General features: G+C 50.5%; 22 protein-coding genes and 1 pseudogene. 22 read left to right on the plus strand and 1 reads right to left on the minus strand.

Going from position 1 to position 20,668, the window contains the following annotated elements:
- The first annotated feature begins 24 nt into the window (after positions 1 to 24).
- The 15 genes from Q0380_RS04520 to Q0380_RS04590 all read left to right on the plus strand — a co-directional run bounded on the left by Q0380_RS04520 (position 25) and on the right by Q0380_RS04590 (position 15,429).
- The gene (locus Q0380_RS04520; RefSeq protein WP_298960683.1) at positions 25 to 414 is read left to right on the plus strand and encodes an NAD(P)H-quinone oxidoreductase subunit 3; all 390 of its coding nucleotides are present in this window, start codon (positions 25 to 27) and stop codon (positions 412 to 414) included.
- On the plus strand, positions 396 to 905 hold the full coding sequence (locus Q0380_RS04525) for an NADH-quinone oxidoreductase subunit B family protein (protein ID WP_298960686.1): 510 nt from the start codon (positions 396 to 398) through the stop codon (positions 903 to 905). The genes Q0380_RS04520 and Q0380_RS04525 overlap by 19 nt, the downstream gene beginning before the upstream one ends.
- Positions 905 to 1,693 carry an NADH-quinone oxidoreductase subunit C gene (locus tag Q0380_RS04530; RefSeq protein WP_298960689.1) on the plus strand — a complete coding sequence of 263 codons (789 nt, stop codon included), beginning with the start codon at positions 905 to 907 and terminating at the stop codon, positions 1,691 to 1,693. The genes Q0380_RS04525 and Q0380_RS04530 overlap by 1 nt, the downstream gene beginning before the upstream one ends.
- Entirely contained in the window at positions 1,693 to 2,919 is a 1,227-nt protein-coding gene (gene nuoD / locus Q0380_RS04535) for an NADH dehydrogenase (quinone) subunit D (RefSeq protein WP_298960692.1), read from the plus strand. The genes Q0380_RS04530 and nuoD overlap by 1 nt, the downstream gene beginning before the upstream one ends.
- Positions 2,916 to 3,146, plus strand: a complete 231-nt coding sequence (locus Q0380_RS04540) for an NADH-ubiquinone oxidoreductase subunit E family protein (protein ID WP_177386790.1) — start codon at positions 2,916 to 2,918, stop codon at positions 3,144 to 3,146. Before nuoD ends, Q0380_RS04540 begins: the two co-directional genes overlap by 4 nt.
- Positions 3,143 to 3,850, plus strand: coding sequence for a hypothetical protein (locus Q0380_RS04545; protein ID WP_298960695.1), 708 nt, complete (start codon positions 3,143 to 3,145; stop codon positions 3,848 to 3,850). Before Q0380_RS04540 ends, Q0380_RS04545 begins: the two co-directional genes overlap by 4 nt.
- Position 3,851: 1 nt before the next feature.
- Entirely contained in the window at positions 3,852 to 6,521 is a 2,670-nt protein-coding gene (locus Q0380_RS04550; protein ID WP_298960698.1) for an NADH-quinone oxidoreductase subunit G, read from the plus strand.
- Complete coding sequence (gene nuoH, locus Q0380_RS04555) at positions 6,518 to 7,513, plus strand: NADH-quinone oxidoreductase subunit NuoH (RefSeq protein ID WP_297881368.1); 996 nt, start codon at positions 6,518 to 6,520, stop codon at positions 7,511 to 7,513. Before Q0380_RS04550 ends, nuoH begins: the two co-directional genes overlap by 4 nt.
- 11 nt (positions 7,514 to 7,524) lie before the next feature.
- Complete coding sequence (gene nuoI / locus Q0380_RS10485) at positions 7,525 to 8,769, plus strand: NADH-quinone oxidoreductase subunit NuoI (RefSeq protein WP_366806623.1); 1,245 nt, start codon at positions 7,525 to 7,527, stop codon at positions 8,767 to 8,769.
- Positions 8,766 to 9,293 (plus strand): NADH-quinone oxidoreductase subunit J, encoded by a 528-nt coding sequence (locus Q0380_RS04565; RefSeq protein WP_298960702.1) that lies wholly within the window; start codon positions 8,766 to 8,768, stop codon positions 9,291 to 9,293. Before nuoI ends, Q0380_RS04565 begins: the two co-directional genes overlap by 4 nt.
- A gap of 1 nt (position 9,294) precedes the next feature.
- On the plus strand, positions 9,295 to 9,618 hold the full coding sequence (gene nuoK / locus Q0380_RS04570) for an NADH-quinone oxidoreductase subunit NuoK (protein ID WP_297996522.1): 324 nt from the start codon (positions 9,295 to 9,297) through the stop codon (positions 9,616 to 9,618).
- Positions 9,611 to 11,458 carry an NADH-quinone oxidoreductase subunit L gene (gene nuoL, locus Q0380_RS04575; protein WP_298960704.1) on the plus strand — a complete coding sequence of 616 codons (1,848 nt, stop codon included), beginning with the start codon at positions 9,611 to 9,613 and terminating at the stop codon, positions 11,456 to 11,458. Before nuoK ends, nuoL begins: the two co-directional genes overlap by 8 nt.
- 7 nt (positions 11,459 to 11,465) lie before the next feature.
- Positions 11,466 to 12,995 (plus strand): NADH-quinone oxidoreductase subunit M, encoded by a 1,530-nt coding sequence (locus Q0380_RS04580; RefSeq protein WP_298960706.1) that lies wholly within the window; start codon positions 11,466 to 11,468, stop codon positions 12,993 to 12,995.
- Entirely contained in the window at positions 12,985 to 14,772 is a 1,788-nt protein-coding gene (locus Q0380_RS04585) for an NADH-quinone oxidoreductase subunit N (protein WP_298960709.1), read from the plus strand. Before Q0380_RS04580 ends, Q0380_RS04585 begins: the two co-directional genes overlap by 11 nt.
- 240 nt (positions 14,773 to 15,012) lie before the next feature.
- Positions 15,013 to 15,429 carry a hypothetical protein gene (locus Q0380_RS04590; RefSeq protein ID WP_298960711.1) on the plus strand — a complete coding sequence of 139 codons (417 nt, stop codon included), beginning with the start codon at positions 15,013 to 15,015 and terminating at the stop codon, positions 15,427 to 15,429.
- A 148-nt stretch (positions 15,430 to 15,577) separates the two neighbouring features.
- On the opposite strand, the gene miaA is transcribed toward Q0380_RS04590, so the two are convergent.
- Complete coding sequence (gene miaA, locus Q0380_RS04595) at positions 15,578 to 16,483, minus strand: tRNA (adenosine(37)-N6)-dimethylallyltransferase MiaA (RefSeq protein ID WP_298960713.1); 906 nt, start codon at positions 16,481 to 16,483, stop codon at positions 15,578 to 15,580.
- Between the two features lie 96 nt (positions 16,484 to 16,579).
- Between miaA and mqnP the strand changes: the two genes are divergently transcribed.
- The 7 genes and pseudogenes from mqnP to Q0380_RS04630 all read left to right on the plus strand — a co-directional run bounded on the left by mqnP (position 16,580) and on the right by Q0380_RS04630 (position 20,625).
- Positions 16,580 to 17,449: a menaquinone biosynthesis prenyltransferase MqnP gene (gene mqnP / locus Q0380_RS04600; protein ID WP_298960715.1), complete on the plus strand. Its 870-nt coding sequence runs from the start codon at positions 16,580 to 16,582 to the stop codon at positions 17,447 to 17,449.
- A gap of 9 nt (positions 17,450 to 17,458) precedes the next feature.
- A complete protein-coding gene (locus Q0380_RS04605; protein ID WP_005869739.1) occupies positions 17,459 to 17,818 on the plus strand; it encodes a hypothetical protein in 360 nt (119 codons plus the stop codon).
- Positions 17,819 to 17,898: 80 nt separating this feature from the next.
- Entirely contained in the window at positions 17,899 to 18,864 is a 966-nt protein-coding gene (gene moaA, locus Q0380_RS04610) for a GTP 3',8-cyclase MoaA (RefSeq protein ID WP_298960717.1), read from the plus strand.
- A pseudogene (locus Q0380_RS04615) lies at positions 18,861 to 19,103 on the plus strand (7-carboxy-7-deazaguanine synthase QueE); the annotation flags it as partial. The gene moaA and the pseudogene Q0380_RS04615, both read left to right, overlap by 4 nt.
- A 6-nt stretch (positions 19,104 to 19,109) precedes the next feature.
- Entirely contained in the window at positions 19,110 to 19,826 is a 717-nt protein-coding gene (locus Q0380_RS04620) for a hypothetical protein (protein ID WP_366806627.1), read from the plus strand.
- On the plus strand, positions 19,823 to 20,404 hold the full coding sequence (locus tag Q0380_RS04625; protein ID WP_297893577.1) for a 6-carboxytetrahydropterin synthase: 582 nt from the start codon (positions 19,823 to 19,825) through the stop codon (positions 20,402 to 20,404). The genes Q0380_RS04620 and Q0380_RS04625 overlap by 4 nt, the downstream gene beginning before the upstream one ends.
- Positions 20,404 to 20,625: a hypothetical protein gene (locus tag Q0380_RS04630; RefSeq protein WP_298960719.1), complete on the plus strand. Its 222-nt coding sequence runs from the start codon at positions 20,404 to 20,406 to the stop codon at positions 20,623 to 20,625. Before Q0380_RS04625 ends, Q0380_RS04630 begins: the two co-directional genes overlap by 1 nt.
- The last annotated feature ends 43 nt before the right edge of the window (positions 20,626 to 20,668 follow it).

The raw sequence follows: 20,668 nt of genomic DNA on the forward strand, positions 1-20,668 counted from the left end.
TAAATTTTAAAACCGAGGCGAAAAATGTCTAGAATTCCGCTGCAAAGCCCGTATTTCGGAATATTCGTAATGCTAATCCTGGCTTTTTGCGTCTTTTCGCTCATCGTTAAACTATCCTCTTTGGTAGGCTCGCGTTTGGCAGATAGGTGCGACGAGCGGCTAAAGGGCGAAATTTACGAAAGCGGCCCCGAGGCCGTCAAACAGCCCAACCGAATGAACTCCCACTTTTTTTTGATAGCCGTGCTTTTCATACTTTTTGACGTCGAGATTATCTTTATGTTTCCGTGGGCGGTAAATTTTAAAATTTTAGGCGTGTTCGGGCTTGTAGAGATGGCGTTTTTCATCGTATTATTAGGCGTCGGTTTCATCTACGCCTGGAAAAAAGGAGCGCTAAATTGGCAGAGCATAAGATAAACTACGCGCGCGAAAACGGGCTTCCAGTAGTTCTTACCACCGTCGATAAGCTAATTGCGTGGGGAAGGAGCAACTCTTTGTGGGCGATGACGTATGGGCTTGCTTGCTGTGCGATCGAGATGATGGCGGCGGGCGCGGGCAGATTTGACTTTGACCGCTTCGGCACGATATTTCGCGCAAGCGCCAAGCAATCGGATGTGATGATAATCGCAGGCACGCTTAGTAAAAAGCACGCCGAGTTTACGCGCCGCCTATACGACGCGATGCCAGAGCCTAAATGGGTTATCAGTATGGGTAGCTGCGCCAATACCGGGGGGATGTTTAATACCTACGCTACGGTGCAGGGCTGCGACCGCATAGTGCCTGTGGATATCTATCTGCCCGGATGCGCGCCGCGCCCCGAGACGCTGCAGTTTGCGATGATGGTGCTGCAAAAAAAGATCCGCACCCAAACCCCGCGCCGCGCACAAAAGGTAAAAAGGCTGATCTGATGAGAAAATTTAATCCCAAAGGCGATCAGAGTAAAAAAAATTACTACAAAGACAGATTTTTCATTCCCGAGGAAACGCCGAAATCCAGCGCAAACGAGAGCGATTTCAAAGACGATCTGGACGCGCTTGAAGGCGTTAAAATTTTAAACTCGTACGTGGAATTTAACACTCTCGTGCTTTATGTGGAGCCTGCGCAAAATTTAGCGGCGCTGTGCGCGCTTAAGGGCGCGGGATATGAAATTTTATGCGAGCTAAGCGGCGTTGATTTCACCGAGGCTCGCGGCGGCATCGAGGTTTTTTATCAGCTTTTGGATATCAAAAGGGCGCGCCGCGCGCGACTAAAGTGCTTCGTGCCGAATGAGAGCTTTTTGCAAAGCGCTGCGGGCATCTACAAAAGCGCGAACTGGGCGGAGCGCGAGCTATACGATATGATGGGCGTTTGGATTGAAAATCATCCAAATTTAGCGCGCCTAATAATGCCTGATGATTGGTTCGGACACCCGCTTTTGAAGTCCTATCCGCTGCAAGGAGACGAGTTTGCCAAGTGGTACGAGGTGGATAAAATTTTTGGGGTTGGCGCACGCGAACGCATCGGCGAAGAAAACCGAAATTCCGCATTCGTGGATGAAAAAGATACCTTTAACTTCGCGCGGCTCTATCACGAGAGCGGTTACGGCGAGCCGCGGCCGCAAGAAAAAATTTTACAAGAATATCAAGAAGAGGGCGGTGTGCGCTTTGTAAAACGCGCTAAACGCGGAATTTACAAGATCATCACAAAGAGAAAATAATGCAAAATCCAAGCAAGCTAAGACCGTTTTTCGAAAACATCGAGTACGAGCGCGAGGGCGCGAATATGATCTTAAATTTCGGTCCGCAGCATCCAAGCGCGCACGGCCAGCTAAAGCTAGTGCTGGAGCTTGACGGCGAGCGAATCGTGCGCGCCCGCCCGGGCGTGGGCTATATGCACCGAGGCATCGAAAAGATGGCCGAAAATATGATTTACGCGGAATTCGTCCCCGTAACCGACCGCGTCGATTATGTCGCATCGGGCTCGAACAACTACGGCTTTTGCGCCGCGGTTGAGAAGCTCTGCGGCATCGAAGTGCCGCGCCGCGCGCAGATCATCCGCACGATCTTGCTGGAGCTTAATCGTATCAGCTCGCACCTTCTGTTTTTGGGTACGCACGCGCTTGATATCGGCGCGATGACGGTGTTTCTCTACTGCTTTCGCTCGCGCGAATACATACTTGATCTCATAGAGAAATACTGCGGCGCGCGCCTTACGCACAATAATATCAAAATCGGCGGCGTGTTTTTGGATCTACCTAACGGCTGGTTAGAAGAGATGTTGAAATTTTGCGACGAATTCCCGAGCGACATTAAAGAGCTTGAAGATCTACTCGATACCAATAGAATTTGGCTAATGCGAACCGAGGGGGTGGGCGTGATCTCGCACGAAGATGCCCTTAGCTGCGGCTGTAGCGGAGTGAGCTTGCGCGCTAGCGGGCATGCGTGGGATATCCGCAAGGAAGAGCCCTATCTCATCTACGACGAGCTTGATTTCGACGTGCCATATGCGAGCGAGGGCGACTGCTACGCGCGTTATAAATGCTATATGGCGGAGATGCGCGAGAGCCTTAAAATTTTGCGCCAGTGCGCGAAGCACTATCCGCTAAGCGATCCGCAAATTTTAGCGATCGACCCCGCTTACGTAAATCCTAGCAAAGAGCAGATCATGACGCAAAACTACTCGCTGATGCAGCATTTCGTGCTGGTTACGCAGGGTTTGCGCCCGCCCGTGGGCGAAATTTACGCAGCGAGCGAGAGTCCTAAGGGCGAGCTTGGATTTTATATCCGCTCGATGGGCGAAAGCCGCCCGTACCGCCTTAAGATCCGCACGCCGAGCTTTTGGCATTGCGCGGTCTATGAGGAAATTTTACCGGGGCAGTATCTTGCCGACGCCGCGGCGATCATCGGCAGCACTAATATTATCTTAGGCGAGGTGGATCGATGAAGCGCTACGATTTGAGACATCTGGGCGATAAGTTTTTAAACCGCATGGGCGAAATTTTAAAAAATTCCGCTCGCGGCGAAACGATGATCTTTATGTTTGAGATGGGCGATTTCAGCGCGGTTCAAAAGAGCGCCGATCTGGTGGAGGGGCTAAATTCCACGCTTTTAAGCTCGATACGCTATAACCAAGTCGATTGGATGGTCGTCGCCAAAAAGGGGAGAGGATGAAAATTTTAAATTTCGCGTCGCTGCTTAGCCTTCAAAATCCCGCGCTCGCAGCCAGTTTTCAGAGCGCTGAAATTTTAAGCGTATCACCGCTGCAAGATGCGCATCTTCCGGGCGAGCTGATAAAATGCGAGATCGGCGCGCAAAGCTTCGTGCTGGCGCTAATCTGCGCTAGTTTTTGCGACGAGCCATATTTCGCGGATCTGGATCTAGAGTACTTAAGCGGCGAAAGCAGCGTGGGCGAGGAGGAGATCGAGCAGATCGCAGAGTTTCTGCAAAGCGGCTGCGACGCGCTTTTGATCGACGATGCGCTTATTAAAACCCATCCCGACGCCGAAAATATCAAAGCCTTTCTATCTCTCATAGCGGCGAAGTTCGGGGTTAAAATTTTAAGCTTACGCGGCGAGCGAGCGGACTTGGGCGCACAAGAGCGGTTAAATTTAAGCCCGCTTAAAGAACCTGAGAATTTCGACGGCGCCGTGGTTTTCAAACACGATGCGGACGAGCGGCTCATCGGCGGAAGGTATTTTAGCATGGTCGCAAAGATCAAGGGCGGCGATCGCGTCCGCATCAAAACGCCGCACCTAAATTTGGAAAAAGAATTTATTTTGGATGAGGAGCTAAAGGGCACGATTGCGCTTTTGGGCTCGGGCGGGCAGGGCTTTGGCGGTTATAATTTCGAACTCGCAGAAATTTCTAAGGTTTAAAATGGCAAAGATCACGATTGACGGTAAATCTTGCGAGTGCGACGAGGGCGAGTATATCTTGCAGGTCGCGCGTCGTTGCGGCGTTTTTATCCCAGCGCTTTGTTATCTAAGCGGCGGTACGCCGACGCTCGCATGCAGGCTTTGTATGGTCGAAGCGGACGGCAAGCGCGTCTATAGCTGCAACGCCAAGGCCAAGGACGGCATGGTCGTTTACAGCCGCAGCCCCGAGATCGACGCCGAGCGCGAGGCGATCACGCAGGTTTATTGCATCAACCATCCGATGGCGTGCGGGGTTTGCGATCAAAGCGGTGAGTGCGAACTTCAAAATTTAGCCCATCTGATGCGCACAAATGCCCAAAGCTACGCTATCCGCGATACGGCGCGCGAGGTGCAGGATTGGGGATATTTAAGCTACGATCCTAGCCTTTGCATCGTTTGCGAGCGCTGTATCACCGCCGCGAAAGACCGCCTGGGTGTAGATGCGTTTAAGCTCGTTCCGCGCGGCGGAGACGCGCCGAGTAAGGAGCAAAAGGACGCGATGCCAAAAGACGCCTACGCCGTGTGGAACAAACTTCAAAAAAGCCTAATCGCGCGGGTAAATGAAAATGATGATTGCGTAAACTACGGCGAGAGCGCGGCGGTCTGCCCGACGGGGGCTTTGGTAGAGCGCGCGTTTAAATACGTTTCAAACGCCTGGGAGTTGCGCCAAATCCCCGCTTCCAATCCGCACAGCAGCGACTGCGAACTGCTTTATTACGAGGTCAAGCGCCGCGGCATAGGCGAGCCGCGTGAAAAAATTTATCGCGTTAGCAGCGACATAAATTTTAGCGTCCTGCATGCGGGAGCGCGCTTCGGCTGGGATTTTTCAAACGAGCAGGCGAGCAAAAACGATGCGGTTTTTAACCGCATCGTGCGCGGCATCGAGGATGGCGAGATCAAAAATATCAAATTTAATAGCTTCATTACCAACGAAGAGGCGCGGATTTTAGAGCTTTTGCGGCAAAAATTTAAGCTCGCTCTGATTAACGACGAAGCGCTTGCGTATCAAAAATTCCTGCGCGAATTTTCTAAGCTTAGCGGCGCGAAATTTTATAATGCGGATTCGCAGACGGTTAAAAACAGCGATTTCATCGTTGTTTGCGGCACGTTTTTACGTAGCGACGCGCCAAATCTGGGCTATGCGGTAAACAGCGCCTGTAAGATAAATAAGGCAAGCGGGATCTATTTTCATCCGTTTTGCGACGAGGGCATTAAGAGTTTTGGCAAAAATTTCATCCATCAGCCGCACGCTGCGGGCTTGGAGGCACAGATCCTGCTTTGGATCTTGCAAAAGTTCGGGCGCGATCTACCTGAGTGGCTGGATACGAAACTCGCGGCGGAATTTGAAATTTCGCGCGCCGCGGCGAAGGAAAATTTAGACGAGAAACCCGTGGGTTCGCGAAATCCTGAAAATTCTGCGGAGGCAAATGGCGCTGGGAACGTTGTGAGTGCGAGCGGTGCCGAAAATTCCGCAAAAAATTCCGCGCAGAATTCTGAGAATCCTGTGGAAAGTAAAATTTCAAATTTTGCCCGCGCGCTGGGTCTGGACGAGCAAAAAATAGATGAAATTTTGGCTAAAAAGGAGCGTTTTTCGCTTATCATCGGCGAGGATTTTATCCGCACGCCAAATAGCGCTATGCTCGCGCGGCTGGCGGGCTTGGTGCAGCGCTACACGCCGCTAAAAGTGCTAGTGGTGCCGCCGCGCACGAACAGCCTGGGCGTCGCGCTCATCTGTGAGCTTAGCGCGCAAATGAGCGCGGGCGAGACGCTAGGCTACAATGAAGCGGGCGATATTAGCTTCGGCGTGTTGGAAGCGGATCTGGACGCGCCTAGCTTGTTGCAGCAGGAGGGCACGTTTACGAACTACGACAAGCGCGTGGTGTCCACCAATGCGGCGCTTGATTACGGCGGATACGAGCTAAACGACATCGCCTGTGCGCTTGGGGTTTGCGCGGAGCACGCGATTGGCTATACATCAAGCTTGGGCGCGGATTTTGAGCCGATTAAATTTGACGATTTAGAAAATTTCTACGACAATGGCGGCGCAAACTACCGCGGATATGAGCTGCGAAACGAGGAGCTCGCCGCTAGCGAGGAGGAGTTTGAAATTTCGCTTTCAGCGCCGATTAGCGTGGGCGAGGGCGAAATTTTAATCTATGAGGCAAATCCGCTGCATCAATTCAATAAATTTAGTGGCGCAAGCAGCGGGCTCGGCGAAGCGGGCGCTCTGTATCTAAGTCCCGGCATCGCCGAAGCTCTGGGCGTGAGCGCAGGTGACGTCGTTAAAATTTACAAAGCGGACGGCGCGGGGTATGATGAAAAAACTAGCGGCGCGGGCAAAACGAGTGCCGCTAATGATAAAAGCGGCACCGGTCGTGCGAAAAAAACGGATCGCGCAAGTGCCGCGCATAAAGCAGACGGCGCCGGTGATGAAAACAGCGAAAGCGGCGCGACTGAGTTCGTAAGCTTAAAGCGCGAAATCGTCGCTAGCGTAAAGATCGATCTAGGCTTTAGCGGGGCGTATCTGCCGTATTTTGACGAGAAGCTGCGCAGCGAGATATTTTTCAAAACCTCACGCTATGCAAGCGTAAAAATCGAGAAAATTTCAAATTCCAAAGGAGAGGGCAGATGAGCGATAGTGCATTTTATTTCGTAGCTACCGTCTTAAAGGCGCTCGTGATTTTAGCCGTCATCGCGCTGCTCTCGGGGCTTGCGACCTATGCCGAGCGCAAGGTGCTTGCCTTTATGCAGCGCAGGATCGGGCCTTCTATGGTCGGGCCTGCAGGACTTTTGCAGGTGGGCGCGGATATGATAAAGCTTTTTACAAAAGAGGACGCGATCCCTGCGCGGGCGAATAAGCTTCTTTTTAAAATCGCGCCGATAATATCGGCTACGGGAGCTTTCGTGGCGCTTTCGGTAGTGCCGCTGCTGCCGGAGTTTACGATCGGCGGGCGAACCATCCAGCCGATTTTAAGCGATATAAATGTGGGAATTTTATTTTTGCTCGGAGCTAGCGGCACCTGCGTTTATGGTCTACTGATCGGAGGGCTTGCGAGCTACAATAAATGGGGCACGATAGGCGCGTTTCGCGCGTTTTTGCAGATCACCTGCTTTGAGGTGATAAATGGCCTTAGCCTGATCCCTATCGTGATGATCACTGGCTCGCTCTCGCTCATCGACATCGTAAGCGCGCAAAGCGGCGGCATAGATAAGTGGTTTATCTGGAAAGAGCCCGTTTGCTTCGCGCTCTTTCTCATCGCAGCCTTTGTAGAGTGCAACCGCACGCCGCTATGCCTTACCGAAAACGAAACCGAGATCGTAGCGGGCGCCGGTACGGCATATTCGGGTATGCGCTGGGGTATGTTTTTTATCGGCGAATACGCCAATATCATAACCTACTCCGTCGTTACGACGCTGCTGTTTTTGGGCGGATTTAACGCGTTTTGGTTTATCCCTGGCGGCGTTATGATGGTGTTAAAATCAAGCCTCGTGTTTTTCTGCTTCCTATGGGCTCGCGCGGCGTGGCCGCATCTGCGCCCCGATCAGCTGATGGGGCTTTGCTGGAAAGTCTGCATGCCGTTAGCTCTTGCTTGCGTGCTAATTACCGCGCTAGCGATCGTTTAAGGAGGGGTGCGATGGCAAGATACGTCCAGATCGATAAACGAGCCCCTATTAAATCCGGCGGCGATAAGCTTCGTAGATTCCTCTCCCGCACCTTTAACGGCGAGCTTTTCGTGGGGCTGTGGGTGGTGCTCAAAAATATGTTTAAGCGCGGCGGCTCGCACACGCTTCGATATCCTATGGAAAAATTTGTTATGCCGCCTAGATACCGCGGCGTGCATAAGCTAATGCGCCTGCTTGAAAGCGGCAGCGAGCGCTGCATCGGATGCGGTCTGTGCGAGAAGATCTGCGTGGCGAACTGCATCGCGATGGAGACAAGCCTCGGCGCCGACGGCCGCAAAAAAGTAGATAACTACTCGATAAATTTAGGGCGCTGCGTCTACTGCGGGCTGTGCGCGGACGTCTGCCCCGAGATCGCTATCGTACACGGCTGCGAATACGAGCTTGCGAGCGAACAGCGGGCATACTACGGCTTCAAAGAGGATCTTTTGATTCGCGGCGAAAATTTATGCTTAAACGGCGCGGCGCAGGAGTTTGCGGGCTATGGCAGCCTGGATGAAAACGCGGGCGCGCGGATCAAGATGACGCCGAACGCCTATATAAAAAGCGATGCCGCAAGCGACGAGCCAAGCTTAAAGAGCGCGGATTCAAATTTGAAAAATAGCGCCGCGGAAAGCTCTAAAAAAGAGGGTGCCGTTAGCGATAAAATTCTATTTTCAAAGGGCGCTGGCTTAAGCGGCGAAATTTTAGCCGAGCGACAAGACGTCGGGCGGGCAAGTTTAAAGGAAAGCTCCGCCGCAAACGCTGAAAATTCTAAAGAAAATTCCGCTGTCGCTAAAAATTCTACGCTTGATTTGCAGCGAAATTCTAAAGAAAATTCCGCCTCACAAAATGCAAAAGATTCCGCTACGAATAGTAAAAATTTGGCGGAGAATTTTAAAGAAAATTTCGCTCCGCAGAGCGCCGAAGATTCCGCCACTCAAAGTAAAAATTTTAAAGATAATTCGGTTGCGCCGCACGTCGAGAATTCCACGGGCGGTCTTGCTACGAACGACGATTCTGCGGAAAATTCTAAAGAAAATTCCGCCATGCAAGACGCGGGGAATTCTGCGATGCGAGGTAAAAAATCTAAGGCAAATTTCAAAAAGAATTCCGCCGCGGACGCTGAAAATTCTACGTTTGATTCGGTGCGAAATTCCAAAGAAAATTCTGCCTCGCAATGCGCAGAAGATTCCGCCGCGCAGGGGGAGGAGCAATGATACAAACGCTTGCATTTTATTTTTTCAGTGCGGTTTGCCTGGCGCTTTTCGGCATCAGCGTTTTTAGCAAAAACGTCCTTTACGCCCTTAGCGCGCTGGCCGGCGGCATGGTCTTTATGAGCGGATTTTTCTTTTTGCTGGATGCGGAGTTTTTGGGCGTAGTGCAGATCATAGTCTACACTGGCGCCGTGATCGTGCTTTACGGCTTCGCGCTGATGTTTTTGGGCGCGGATAAAAACATAAGCGAGCCGAAAAAGGGGGCAAGGCTATTTTTCGCGCTTAGCGGCGTGATCGCATTTTTGCTCGTGATTATCGTGCTCGGTGCGGTGGTCGCAAACAACGTAGAAACGCTTAAAATTTTAAACACCGACGATACCGAGGCGCTTGGGATGATTATTTTTACGAAATATCTGGCGATTTTCGAGCTTGCAGCCGTGATGCTGCTTGTGGCGATGATCTGCGCTATCGTGCTTGCGCATAAGCAGATGGACGCGAGCCTGAGCTACGAAGAAAGCGAGGGGTAAAATGGGTCTAAATCACTATCTGATCGTTGCTGTGATGATGTTTGGGCTCGGGCTTGCGGGTATGATGAAGCGAAGAAATTTGATAATGCTCTTTTTTTCGAGCGAAATTTTATTAAACGCCGCAAATTTAGCCCTCGTCGCCGTGGCGAAATTTTATGACAATATAAACGGCGAAATTTTTGCGCTTTTCATCGTAGCGATCGCCGCGAGCGAGATGGCCGTGGGGCTTGGGCTGCTCATCTTGTGGTATAAGAAAACGGGCAGCATCGAACTTGACAGCTTCGTAAATTTTAAAAATCCTTCCAAGGACGGGCCTGATGCTTGATACCGTTTTTGTATGGCTCTTAATCGCCCTTTTCGCACCGCTTGCCTCGGCGATCTTCGCAGGCGTTTTCATTCGCGCCAAAGATAAGATGTTTATTGGCGTAATCTGCTCGGCGCTGGTGATTTTAAGCACTATCACGTCGCTTGCTTTGATGGAGCTCGTTTCCGATAACCGCCTAATCAGCGTAAATTTAGCCGATTTCATAAGCACGGGATTTTTGGACGCAAAATTTAGCTTTCTCATAGATAGCGTAAGTGCGGTGATGATGGTGGTCGTAGGCATCGTTTCCAGCGTAGTGCACGTGTATTCGATCTACTATATGTGGGATGATCAAAACTTCTCTAAATTTTTCAGCTTCCTGGGGCTTTTCGTTTTTTCGATGCTGGTTTTGGTAACGAGCGATAATTTTTTAGGACTTTTCATCGGCTGGGAGGGGGTTGGACTCTGCTCGTGGCTGTTAATAGGCTTTTGGTACGATAGGAGCAATTACAGCTGGTGCGCCAACGAAGCTTTCATAATGAACCGCATCGCAGACCTTGGGATGTTGCTTGGAATTTTTCTGATCTATTTAAATTTCGGCTCGTTGCGGTACGAGGTGGTATTTGCGAACGCAGCGGGCTTGGAGCCTGAAATTTTAACCCTGATCGCCGCACTTTTATTTATCGGTGCGATGGGCAAGAGCGCGCAGTTTCCGTTCCATACCTGGCTGGCAGACGCGATGGCGGGTCCGACGCCCGTGTCCGCGCTTATTCACGCAGCGACGATGGTTACGGCGGGCGTTTATCTGGTGATCCGCGCAAACGCAATTTTCGCGCTCGCGCCCGAAGTAAGCGGCTTTATCGTCTGCTTGGGCGCTTTCGTGGCGGTCTTTGCGGCTTCTATGGCGCTGGTTCATAACGATCTTAAAAAGATCATCGCCTACTCCACGCTTTCGCAGCTTGGCTATATGTTCGTAGCCGCGGGGCTCGGGGCGTATTGGATCGCGCTATTTCATCTGGCGACGCATGCGTTTTTCAAAGCGCTTCTATTTTTGGGCGCGGGCAACGTAATGCACGCGATGAAGGATGATCTAAATATCCAAAATATGGGCGGATTATATAAGTTTATGCGGCCTACGGCGATTTTGATGTGCATAGGCTCGCTCGCGCTTTGCGGATTTTATCCGTTCGCTGGTTTTTTCTCAAAAGATAAAATTTTAGAAGCGGCGTGGAGCGCGGACGCGTATTTTATCTGGGCGCTGCTGTTTGCGGGCGCTGCGATGACGACATTTTACAGCGTGCGTCTGATAATGCTCGTGTTTTTCGGCAAGCAAAATTTTACCCACCATCCGCACGAGGCGAAAGGCTTCGCCCTTATCGCGATGGGCGTGTTAGCCGTGCCTGCGGTGATCGCAGGCTTTTTCGAGCACGATTTTGCGGAGTTCGTGCTTAACATACTGCCGGGCTTTAAAATTTCAATCCCGCACGGCGTGGAGGTAATTTTGATCGCCATAACGCTAGCGATGATAAGCGCGGTGGCGATCGGCACGATTTGGACATACGGCAAGGGTAAATTTAGCCAAAATTTAAAGAACTGCAAATTTTATAAAATTTTGATCGCGCAGTATTTTATCCCGCAAATTTACGAGCGCGTGATCGTGCGCGGATACGAAAGGCTTAGCGAGATCTGCGCTAAATGTGACGGCGCGATCATAGACGCCAGCGTCGATCTGATCGCTCGCATCGCGGTAAAAAGCGGCGAAGGAGCGGATCGCTCAAGCAATAGCGGAGATTTGAGCGCAAATTTAAGGTGGATGGTTTTGGGATCTTTCATTTTGCTGATTTTGGCGTTTGCGCTGTGAGGTGGGCATGGAATACTTTTTAAGTTTGGTTATATTTTTTCCGGCGGTAGCTGCGGTTTTAGGTTTTTTGATCGACGAAGCGAGCATCAAGACCTATGCCGTTACGATGAGCTTTATAGAGTTCGTGCTTTCGCTCGTTTTGTGGATATTCTACGAGCCGGTGGACGGCATCGCGTTTAGCGTGCTGCACCCTTTCATAAGCGAATACGGCATCAACTACTTCATCGGCGTGGACGGAATTTCGCTGTTTTTGGTGATCCTAAGCACGCTGGTTACATTTTTGGCGCTGCTTAGCCTAAGTATCAAAGAGCGCGCCAAAAATTTAATCATCTGCATTTTGTTTTTAGAGATGACGATGGTGGGCGTTTTTGTGGCGCTGGATGCGATTTTGTTTTACATATTTTGGGAGCTTTCGCTTATTCCGATGCTCTATATTATCGGCGCGTGGGGCAGCGGCAAGAGAATTTACGCCGCGGTGAAATTTTTCATCTATACCTTCCTAGGCTCGATGTTTCTACTCGTAGGGCTCGTAGCGATGAGCTATTTCTATCACGAGGCTACGGGCGAGTACAGCTTTAATATCCTAGACTGGCAGAGCCTATCGCTGCCGCTTAGCACGCAAATTCCTCTATTTTTGGCATTTTCGGTCGCTTTTGCGATCAAGACGCCTTGCTTTCCTTTTCATACCTGGCTTCCGTACGCGCACGGGCAGGCCCCTACGATAGGCTCGGTTCTGCTTGCCGCGGTGCTTCTTAAGATGGGCACCTACGGCTTTGTGCGATTTTCGCTGCCGCTATTTCCCGACGCGAGCGTGCATTTTAGCGGGATGATGTGCGCCGTGGCGATCGTTATGATCATCTATGCAAGCTTCATCGCCTTTGCGCAGAAGGATATCAAACAGGTTATCGCGTATAGCTCGATCGCGCATATGGGCGTAATAATGCTTGGAATTTTTTCAATGAGCCGCGAAGGAATGAGCGGCGCGGTATTTTTGATGATAAGCCACGGTATCGTAAGCGGAGGGCTCTTTATGCTCGTGGGCTTTTTGTACGACCGCAGGCATACGAAGCTTTTCAGCGAGTTCGGCGGACTTGCGCGGGTGATGCCGCTTTATGCGTTTTGTTTTTGCGTCGTGCTGCTAGGCTCGATAGGACTTCCGCTTACGATCGGCTTCGTGGGAGAATTCCTAAGTCTTGTAGGGATTTTTAAAATAAGCTTTAGCTATGCGCTTTTGGGCGGACTCGGCATCATAATGGGCGCGATCTATTCAATGAATCTTTATAAAAAGACCTTCTTCGGCGCCCTCGTGCATGAGGAGAATAAAAAGCTAAGCGATCTAAACAGAACCGAGCTTTGCTCTATCATCCCTATCTGCGTGCTGGTGGTAGTGCTTGGCGTCGCGCCGAATCTGATGTTAAAGAGTATCGAGCCTAGCGTGACGCAAAGCCTTGAGCTGATGTTTAACAAAGCCTCACAAACCGCAACCCGCGCCTATATGGAAAAAGCAAATTTTAAGGTAAGAAGCGATGCAAAATAATCTTTTAAATTTAGCCTCGATCGCGCCTATGGCGATACTCGGAGGATTTGCCCTACTGATGCTCGCGGTTTCGCTTTTTGCGCGCACGCTATCGTATAAATTTTACGCCGTCATCACGATACTAGCACTGGCTCTCGGCTTCGGGCTCGTTTTTGGATACAACAGCGGCATACGCGGGCTTTTCGACGTGATGCTGGTGGACGGAATCGCGACGCTATCGATGCTTATTATGCTCGCAGGCTCGATATTTTTCATCTTTCTATCTTTGGGCGCAAGAAGCGCGCACGAGTACCACACGGCGGAGTTTTTCGTACTGTTTTTATTCGTGCTCGTGGGGTATGAGTTTATGGTCGCGAGCGAAAATTTAATGATGATCTTCGTGGGGCTTGAGACGGGTTCGCTAGCGCTTTATACGCTAATCGCGCTTCACAATCGCGCCATATCGATCGAGGCTGCGCTAAAATATTTCATCATGGGTGCGATGGGATCGGGCTTTTTCGCATTCGGCGCGGCGATGTTTTTTCTATCGACTGGCTCTATGGAAATTTCAAACATCGCGCAGATCGCCAAGAGTTCAAATTTACAAACCAACGTCCTGCTTTTCGCCGCCTGCTCATTTATGATCGTCTCGATAGGATTTAAGCTCTCGCTGATCCCGTTTCACACCTGGACGCCCGACGTTTACGAGGGTGCGAGCTCCGCTATGGCGGGCTTTTTGTCCGTCGTGCCCAAGATCGCGGGCTTTGTCGTGGCGATCAGGCTATTTGAAGCGCTGCAAAGCATCGGCGTGCAGTGGCTAAACATCGTGCTCTACGCCGTAGCGGTGCTTACGATGAGCTTAGCGAACCTTATGGCGCTCGTGCAGCGCGACGTCAAGCGGATGCTCGCTTTCAGCTCCGTTTCGCACGCGGGCTTCGTGCTCTGCGCGATCGTGATCGGCTCGACGCAGGCAAACGCCGCACTTTTCACCTACTGGATCCTATATGCCGTGGCGAACCTCGGTGCGTTTGCGTTCATCTGGTGCGTGCGGCAAAGGCGCGCCCGCTCGTTAAATTTAAAATTTAAAACCCAAAGCGTCGCTTTAAATTTAAATGCAAACGGCGACGAGGAGAGGAATTTTATCTCAAAAGCAAAGCTTTCTTTTTCGCAAAATCACGAGTTAGCAGGCGCTACCGGCGAGTTAAATTTGGGCGAGAACGGAGAAAATTTAGCTTGCGGCGAGCGGAGCTCTAAAGCAAGCGAGCAAAATTCCAAAGAAAACGAGCAAAATTTTAAAGAGAGCGAGCCCAGCGCGGAAGCGAGCTTTTTCGGTACTGAAACTTGTGAGCCAGGCGCCAAAATTTGCGAGCAAAGCTCCGAGTTCGCGGCTCGCTTCGAGCATCCGTTTGAGAAATTTGACGGGCTGATCCGCACCCATCCGCTCTTTGCGCTATGCGCAGCGATTTTTATGCTCTCGCTTGCGGGCATTCCGCCGTTTAGCGTGTTTTGGGGCAAGATGTATCTACTAAGCGCCGCGGTCAATTCGGGCTACTTCGCCCTCGCCGTCATCATGGCGGTAAATAGCGCGCTCGCGCTGTATTACTACCTGCGCCTCATCGTACGTATGTTTTTGCACGAGCCGCGAAAGGACGCGGAGCTTGACGGCTCGCTGAGCGCGGTCTCGGTGCAGATAAAATTTGCCGTCGTGCTAGCTAGCGCGGCATGCGTACTGGCGCCGTTTTTGGTAAAATTCCTAACCGGCGCGGTAAATAATTCCGTCTTTTTAAGCGGGTATTGAGCTAAAATTTAAGCGCGAGCTGAACCTATCGCGCTTTGCCAACAAGGAGAGATATGTTTTTGGGCGAGCTAAGTGCTGACGGCTACGGTTTTGCGCTGCTTGATGTGCGCGATTTGAGTGAGTTTTTAAAGGAGCGAAAATGCAGAGCAAAAAAGCTTCTAAGCTACTAGGACGCGCACAAGCAGCTGTTTTATGACGCCGTAAAGGGGCGCTAAAGCTTTACCCTTCTACCCGCTTACGGTGCGCAGCTATGAGATCTTCGTTTGCATGGACGAGGATTTTGCGCTGCCTGCGGGCTACGAAGTGGCTTTCAAGCGCGATAAGCTGTATTTCGCCCCGCAAAGCGGCTCCGCGATCCTAGCGAGCTTCGATGCTTTGCAGTATCGTTTCGATAAGCTAAAAAGCGGCGAACTCGAGCTAGGCTATGAGTGCCAAAGCGGCGCTGCGGGCAAGATACGAAAATTTAATTCCACGCTCAAGCTCGGCTTGCAAAGCGGCACTTACGAGCTTTGCGTCGTTGGGCTAAAAAACAGCTCGCAGCACTTAGAGAAATACGGCTACACCTTTATTTTCAAGCGCAATGCAAGCGCGGAAAATCAAAATTTCAGTAGGCTTGATAACGATAAATTTAGCTTTGATATTTGCAAAGGCAGTTAAATTTAATCGAAATTCTGCACCGCACGAGACCTTGGTGCGACCCGCAAAATTTTAAAGATGCGACCGGTGCGGTAAAATTTAAATCTAAATTTTACTTCCTTGTCCCGCTGCTTTCTAGCAAGAGTACAAATTTTGATAAATTTTGATTTTAAATCTCGCGGCGGAGGAGCTTTAAAATTTCACGCTCCAGCTCTTGCGGTGGCGCTGAAATTTTATCCGCGAATTGCGAGCGGTTGAAGGTGCGCTGGCGCTTTGCGAGCTGTACCGTGTGCAGGCTTACGAGCTGCTCGCACTGCGCCCGCGAGATCTGTCCGCGCAAAAGCTGCCCGCACTCCTTTAGCCCAATACAGCCTAGCGCCCTGCACTCCGCGCCGTAGCGGGCGAATAAAAACTCCGCCTCCTCTAAAAGCCCGCGCTCAAACATCGCCTTCGTGCGCGCTTCGATACGCTGCGCAAGCCACTGCTTAGGCGCGTCGATCTCAAAAATTTTAATATCCGAAATGACGGGCGCGGCGGTGTTTTCGCGCAAAAATTTACTCGGCGCCTCGCCGCAAAATTTATAGATGCTTAGCCATTTTCTTAACCGAAAGCTGTCCGCCGCGCTAAGCTTTGCGGCAAATTCCGGATCGATCCGCCGCGCTAGGGCGTAAATTTCATCGTTTGAAATTCCACTTTTAAAATCGGGAACCTTCGGCGCTAGTCCGCTTAGCATCGCCTTTAGATAAAACCCGCTGCCCCCAGTGATTATCAAAGGCGCACCCTTACGCTCCGCGAAAGCCCGCGCGGCTGCGTATTCTTTGATAAACTCGCCGACGCTAAAGTATTCGTTTGGATAGATTAAATTTACGCCGAAGTGCTTGATCTCGCGCAGCTGCTCCTCGCTTGGCTTAGCGCTTGCGATGTCGATTTGCCGGTAAATGCAGAGCGAATCCAGGCTTAAAATCACGGCGTCCATTTCGCGCGCTATGCTTAGCGCAAGATCGCTTTTGCCGCTTGCGGTGGTGCCGATGATCGCGATCTGCGGGCTTGCGTGCGGGTTTTGATTTTGGCTCAAGGCGTTTCCTTTCGTAAATTTTTCGTTCAAATTATATCAAATTTAGAGCTATTCTTACTTTTTTTTGATACAATGGTGCCCAAAATAAGGGGCAAAATGGCTAAATTTAAAGAAATTTTATCCGATATCAACGAATTAATAGTTTTTAAACATTCGGTTTTCGCGCTGCCGTTTATCTTTACGGCGATGATCACCGCTAGCAAGCTGCAAAGCGGCTCGGTATGGTTCGGCTGGAAATTGCTTTTTTTGGGGATTTTATGCGCGGTAAGCGCGAGAAGCTTTGCAATGGCGCTAAATCGTTACTTGGACGAGGACATCGACCGCGCCAATCCGCGCTGCGCTTCACGCCCTAGCGTGGATGGGCGGATCGGACGCGGGAATTTGCTGCTTTTCATCATCGCAAATGCAGTGGTTTTCATAGCGGTTTCGGCGCTTATAAATCCTTTGGCGCTTAAGCTTTCGGTGCCGATTTTAGCGGCACTGGGCGGGTATTCATATTTTAAGCGCTTTAGCGAGACTGCGCATTTGATGCTCGGCTTTTGCCTAGGGCTTGCGCCGATTGCGGGGGCGATCGCCGTTAGCGGAGGAATTCCGCTCTGGTCGGTGCTGCTATGCTTTGGAGTAGTATTTTGGGTAGGCGGCTTTGACGTGCTGTATTCGCTTCAAGATATGGAATTTGACCGCACGGCTGGGCTTTACAGCATCCCCGCGCTTTACGGCAAGGAAGCTTCGATGTTTATCTCCAAAATTTTTCACGCCGTGGCGGTGCTTTTTTGGCTGCTGTTTTGTGCGGCGGCAAATTTAGGCTTTTTTGCCTATCTGGGCGTGGCTGCGTGCGCGACGATCCTGTACTTCGAGCATAGGATCGTGCAGAAAGATTTTAGCAAGATTGATCGCGCGTTTTTCACGCTGAATGGCTACTTGGGCATCGCCTTTTTTGCTTTTGTTTTTGTAAATTTATTTTAAGGAACCCCTATGGATCTTAATACTATCATCATTTTAGGACTCTGCGTCGTTATATTTTTGATGTTTTTCGTCATATATTTTAAGGATAAGCAAGCGGATAAAAAATTCGAACGCTTCGATCAGGTCCTGACTGACGCTATGCAGGAAAATTATCTGCTTAAAAAGAAGGTCGAGGAGCTAAAAGAGATGATCGATTCGGGCGGTAAAGTCGCTCCTAATATCGATATAAACGCGATTGCCGACGTAATCGACGAGACGATAGAACAAAGACTAGATGTAGTGCCTACGATGATCGACGAGCGGGTAGAAAAGCAGATCAGACCGCTTCTGGACCAGCTTAAAGAGCTCATCGGCTCGGTAAGAAAATAACGAGAGCAATATAAAAATAAAATTTTGCAAAATCGCTTTGTTTTTTATATAATCGCCGCAAATTGATATTAAGGCAAAATATGCTAATTGATAAATTTGGACGAACGATCGATTATTTGCGCATTTCGGTTACGCAGCGGTGTAATTTCAGATGCAGATATTGCATGCCTACTACGCCGTTTAATTGGGTGCCGCGAGAGAATATTTTAAGCTTTGAGGAGATGTTTTTATTCGTCAAAGTTGCGATCGACGGCGGCGTAAAAAAGATCCGTATTACCGGCGGCGAACCGCTGGTGCGAAAGGGGATCGAGGATTTTATAAAGATGATCGCGGATTACGCTCCGGGTATCGATCTTGCGCTTACCACCAACGGATATTATCTCAAAAACTACGCGCGCGCCTTGAAAGACGCCGGGCTAAAGCGCATCAATATGTCGCTTGACTCACTGCGTCCAGAGCGAGCTAAATTTATAGCTCAGCGCGGCGTGCTTTATAACGTATTAGAGGGTCTTGACGCTGCTCTTGAAGCGGGGCTAAAGGTCAAGCTAAACACCGTCGCGCTAAAAGGGATCAACGACGACGAGCTTATTTATTTGCTGGAATTTGCCCGCGAAAAGGATTGCCAGATCCGCTTTATAGAATTTATGGAAAACACCCATGCCGGCGATCTTACAGGCTTAAAATCGAGTGAAATTTTAGATATTTTAAGGCGTAAATTTATCTTTACCGCTCTGCCGAAATCGCAGAGCTCGCCTGCGTCGCTTTACGCTCTCGGGGACGGCTACACCTTCGGCATCATCGATCCGCACAAGCACGATTTTTGCGAGAGTTGCAACCGTATCAGACTAAGTGCCGAGGGGCTTTTGATCCCGTGCCTTTACTTCGAGGACGCACTAAGTATCAAAAAGGCGGTCAAAGAGGGCGACATCGCCGCAGCCGCCGAAATTTTGGCTAAAATTTTAGCGAATAAGCCTGAAAAAAATCGCTGGCAGACGGACGCTTCGAATGAAATTTCAAGCCGCGCATTTTACGAGACGGGCGGATGAGGCTCGTAGAGAGCTTTTTAAGTATCCAAGGCGAGGGTAAATTTGCGGGCAGGCTCGCGTTTTTCTTTCGTTTTGCAGGCTGTAATCTGCGCTGCGAGGGCTTCGGCGGCGCGCGCATTTCGCCAAAGACCGGCGAGATCTTGCGCGGTTGCGATACGATCCGTGCAGTCTTTACGAACCACTTCGAGCACGAAGAAATTTTAAATTTAGCGCAACTTTTGAATAAAATTCCAAATTTATCAGGTTTGTCCTGTTCCGCACCCGCATGCTCTGCGCCGGGTTTTTGCGCCGCCGAAGCTTTTTCTAAAAGCGATACATTGAATTCCGCCGCCGCACAAACGCCTCCTCGCTCAAACGGTAGCGCAGAAAAATCTTTAAATTTGACGAGCGAAAATTCTTTAAATTCCGCGGCGCAGAATTCTTTAAATTTAAATCCGCAAAGCTCCGCCTCGCCGCATAGCGCTAAGCTTTATCAAAAGCCGATCGTCGTTATCACTGGCGGCGAGCCGATGTTGCATCACAAAGAGGCGCTATTTTACGAGTTCGTCTGCGAGCTGCTCGCGCGCGGACACGTGGTGCACTTTGAAACCAACGGTACGATTTTCGTGGATTTTGAAAAATTCCCCGCCTACAAAAGCTGCGTCTTTGCGGTCTCGCCTAAGCTTTCAAACTCCGCCGAGCCGCGCGAACGCAGGTTAAACTTCGCCGCGCTGCGAAGCTTAAAACAAAACGCAAAAGATAGTTTTTACAAGTTCGTCATCTCGCCCGAGTTTGACGCGCAGCCCGAGATTAGAGAAATTTTAGCGGTGTGCGGCGGCGAGGTTTATTGTATGCCGCGCGGCGCAGATCGTCGCGAGCTGGAAAGCGGCGCGCAATTTTGCGTGGATTTTTGCCTAAAAAACGGCTATAATTACTCCGATCGCCTGCACATTAGAATTTGGGGCGAGAAGGACGGGGTATGATAATCAGGAAATTATACGAATTCGAAAACGCTCACATCGTGCGCCTGTGCGGCTCGAAGCGGTGTCGCACGAGCATTCACGGCCACTCCTACAGATGCGAAATTTTGCTCAGCTCAAATTTTTTGGATGAAGCGGGGATGGTTTATGACTTCGGCTACATGAAGCTCGGTATCCGCGAGCTTATCGATAGTTTCGACCACGCCACGACGATCTACGCGCGCGATGATGCCAGCTACATCGCGGATCTTAAAAAACACAGCGCGCGCTGGGTGCAGATACCGCTAAATCCGAGCGCGGAGCAGTTTTGTAGAATTTTTTTCGTTCTAATTGACCGACTTTTGAGCCTAACTCAGATGCAAAACGGCGAGCGCGAAGTAAAGCTTCACAGCGTCATCGTGCACGAAACGGCCACCGGCTACGCGCAGTGCTTCCGCGAGGATGCCTATAACGCGCAGATGGGCGAGATCGCGCTAGATGAGATAGAATTCTCGCCCGCCGTGCGCGAGGAGTGGAGGCAGCCGGAGCTTTGGCAAAAGCTACTGCGCGGCGAAAAAATCATCTATCCGAAGGACTGCTGATGAGAAATTTATTTAAATTTGGCGCGGGTTTTGTGCGCGTTTTTGCCGCGTGCGCGATCTTTGCCTGCGCGCTTGCTTTGGGCGGTTGCGACGATGAGAAAAAGAACGCCTTGCAAAAGCCGCCGGTAGATAGCGAGGTGCCGAAGGACGTACCCATCGCATCTAGCGAGCCCAAAGTCGATATAAACGCCGATATGCCGCCGCTTCCGGTGACCGAATAAGGCGGAGCGTTGAAAAATCCGCGTCTAAATTTGAAAATTTTTA

The organism is uncultured Campylobacter sp., from assembly GCF_937959485.1.
GTDB lineage: Bacteria > Campylobacterota > Campylobacteria > Campylobacterales > Campylobacteraceae > Campylobacter_B.

Coding starts and splice junctions, on each gene's coding strand:
- Q0380_RS04520 (WP_298960683.1), top strand. CDS start 25: ATGTCTAGAATTCCGCTGCAAAGCCCGTATTTCGGAATATTCGTAATG.
- Q0380_RS04530 (WP_298960689.1), top strand. CDS start 905: ATGAGAAAATTTAATCCCAAAGGCGATCAGAGTAAAAAAAATTACTAC.
- nuoD (WP_298960692.1), top strand. CDS start 1,693: ATGCAAAATCCAAGCAAGCTAAGACCGTTTTTCGAAAACATCGAGTAC.
- Q0380_RS04540 (WP_177386790.1), top strand. CDS start 2,916: ATGAAGCGCTACGATTTGAGACATCTGGGCGATAAGTTTTTAAACCGC.
- Q0380_RS04545 (WP_298960695.1), top strand. CDS start 3,143: ATGAAAATTTTAAATTTCGCGTCGCTGCTTAGCCTTCAAAATCCCGCG.
- Q0380_RS04550 (WP_298960698.1), top strand. CDS start 3,852: ATGGCAAAGATCACGATTGACGGTAAATCTTGCGAGTGCGACGAGGGC.
- nuoH (WP_297881368.1), top strand. CDS start 6,518: ATGAGCGATAGTGCATTTTATTTCGTAGCTACCGTCTTAAAGGCGCTC.
- nuoI (WP_366806623.1), top strand. CDS start 7,525: ATGGCAAGATACGTCCAGATCGATAAACGAGCCCCTATTAAATCCGGC.
- Q0380_RS04565 (WP_298960702.1), top strand. CDS start 8,766: ATGATACAAACGCTTGCATTTTATTTTTTCAGTGCGGTTTGCCTGGCG.
- nuoK (WP_297996522.1), top strand. CDS start 9,295: ATGGGTCTAAATCACTATCTGATCGTTGCTGTGATGATGTTTGGGCTC.
- nuoL (WP_298960704.1), top strand. CDS start 9,611: ATGCTTGATACCGTTTTTGTATGGCTCTTAATCGCCCTTTTCGCACCG.
- Q0380_RS04580 (WP_298960706.1), top strand. CDS start 11,466: ATGGAATACTTTTTAAGTTTGGTTATATTTTTTCCGGCGGTAGCTGCG.
- Q0380_RS04585 (WP_298960709.1), top strand. CDS start 12,985: ATGCAAAATAATCTTTTAAATTTAGCCTCGATCGCGCCTATGGCGATA.
- mqnP (WP_298960715.1), top strand. CDS start 16,580: ATGGCTAAATTTAAAGAAATTTTATCCGATATCAACGAATTAATAGTT.
- Q0380_RS04605 (WP_005869739.1), top strand. CDS start 17,459: ATGGATCTTAATACTATCATCATTTTAGGACTCTGCGTCGTTATATTT.
- moaA (WP_298960717.1), top strand. CDS start 17,899: ATGCTAATTGATAAATTTGGACGAACGATCGATTATTTGCGCATTTCG.
- Q0380_RS04625 (WP_297893577.1), top strand. CDS start 19,823: ATGATAATCAGGAAATTATACGAATTCGAAAACGCTCACATCGTGCGC.
- Q0380_RS04630 (WP_298960719.1), top strand. CDS start 20,404: ATGAGAAATTTATTTAAATTTGGCGCGGGTTTTGTGCGCGTTTTTGCC.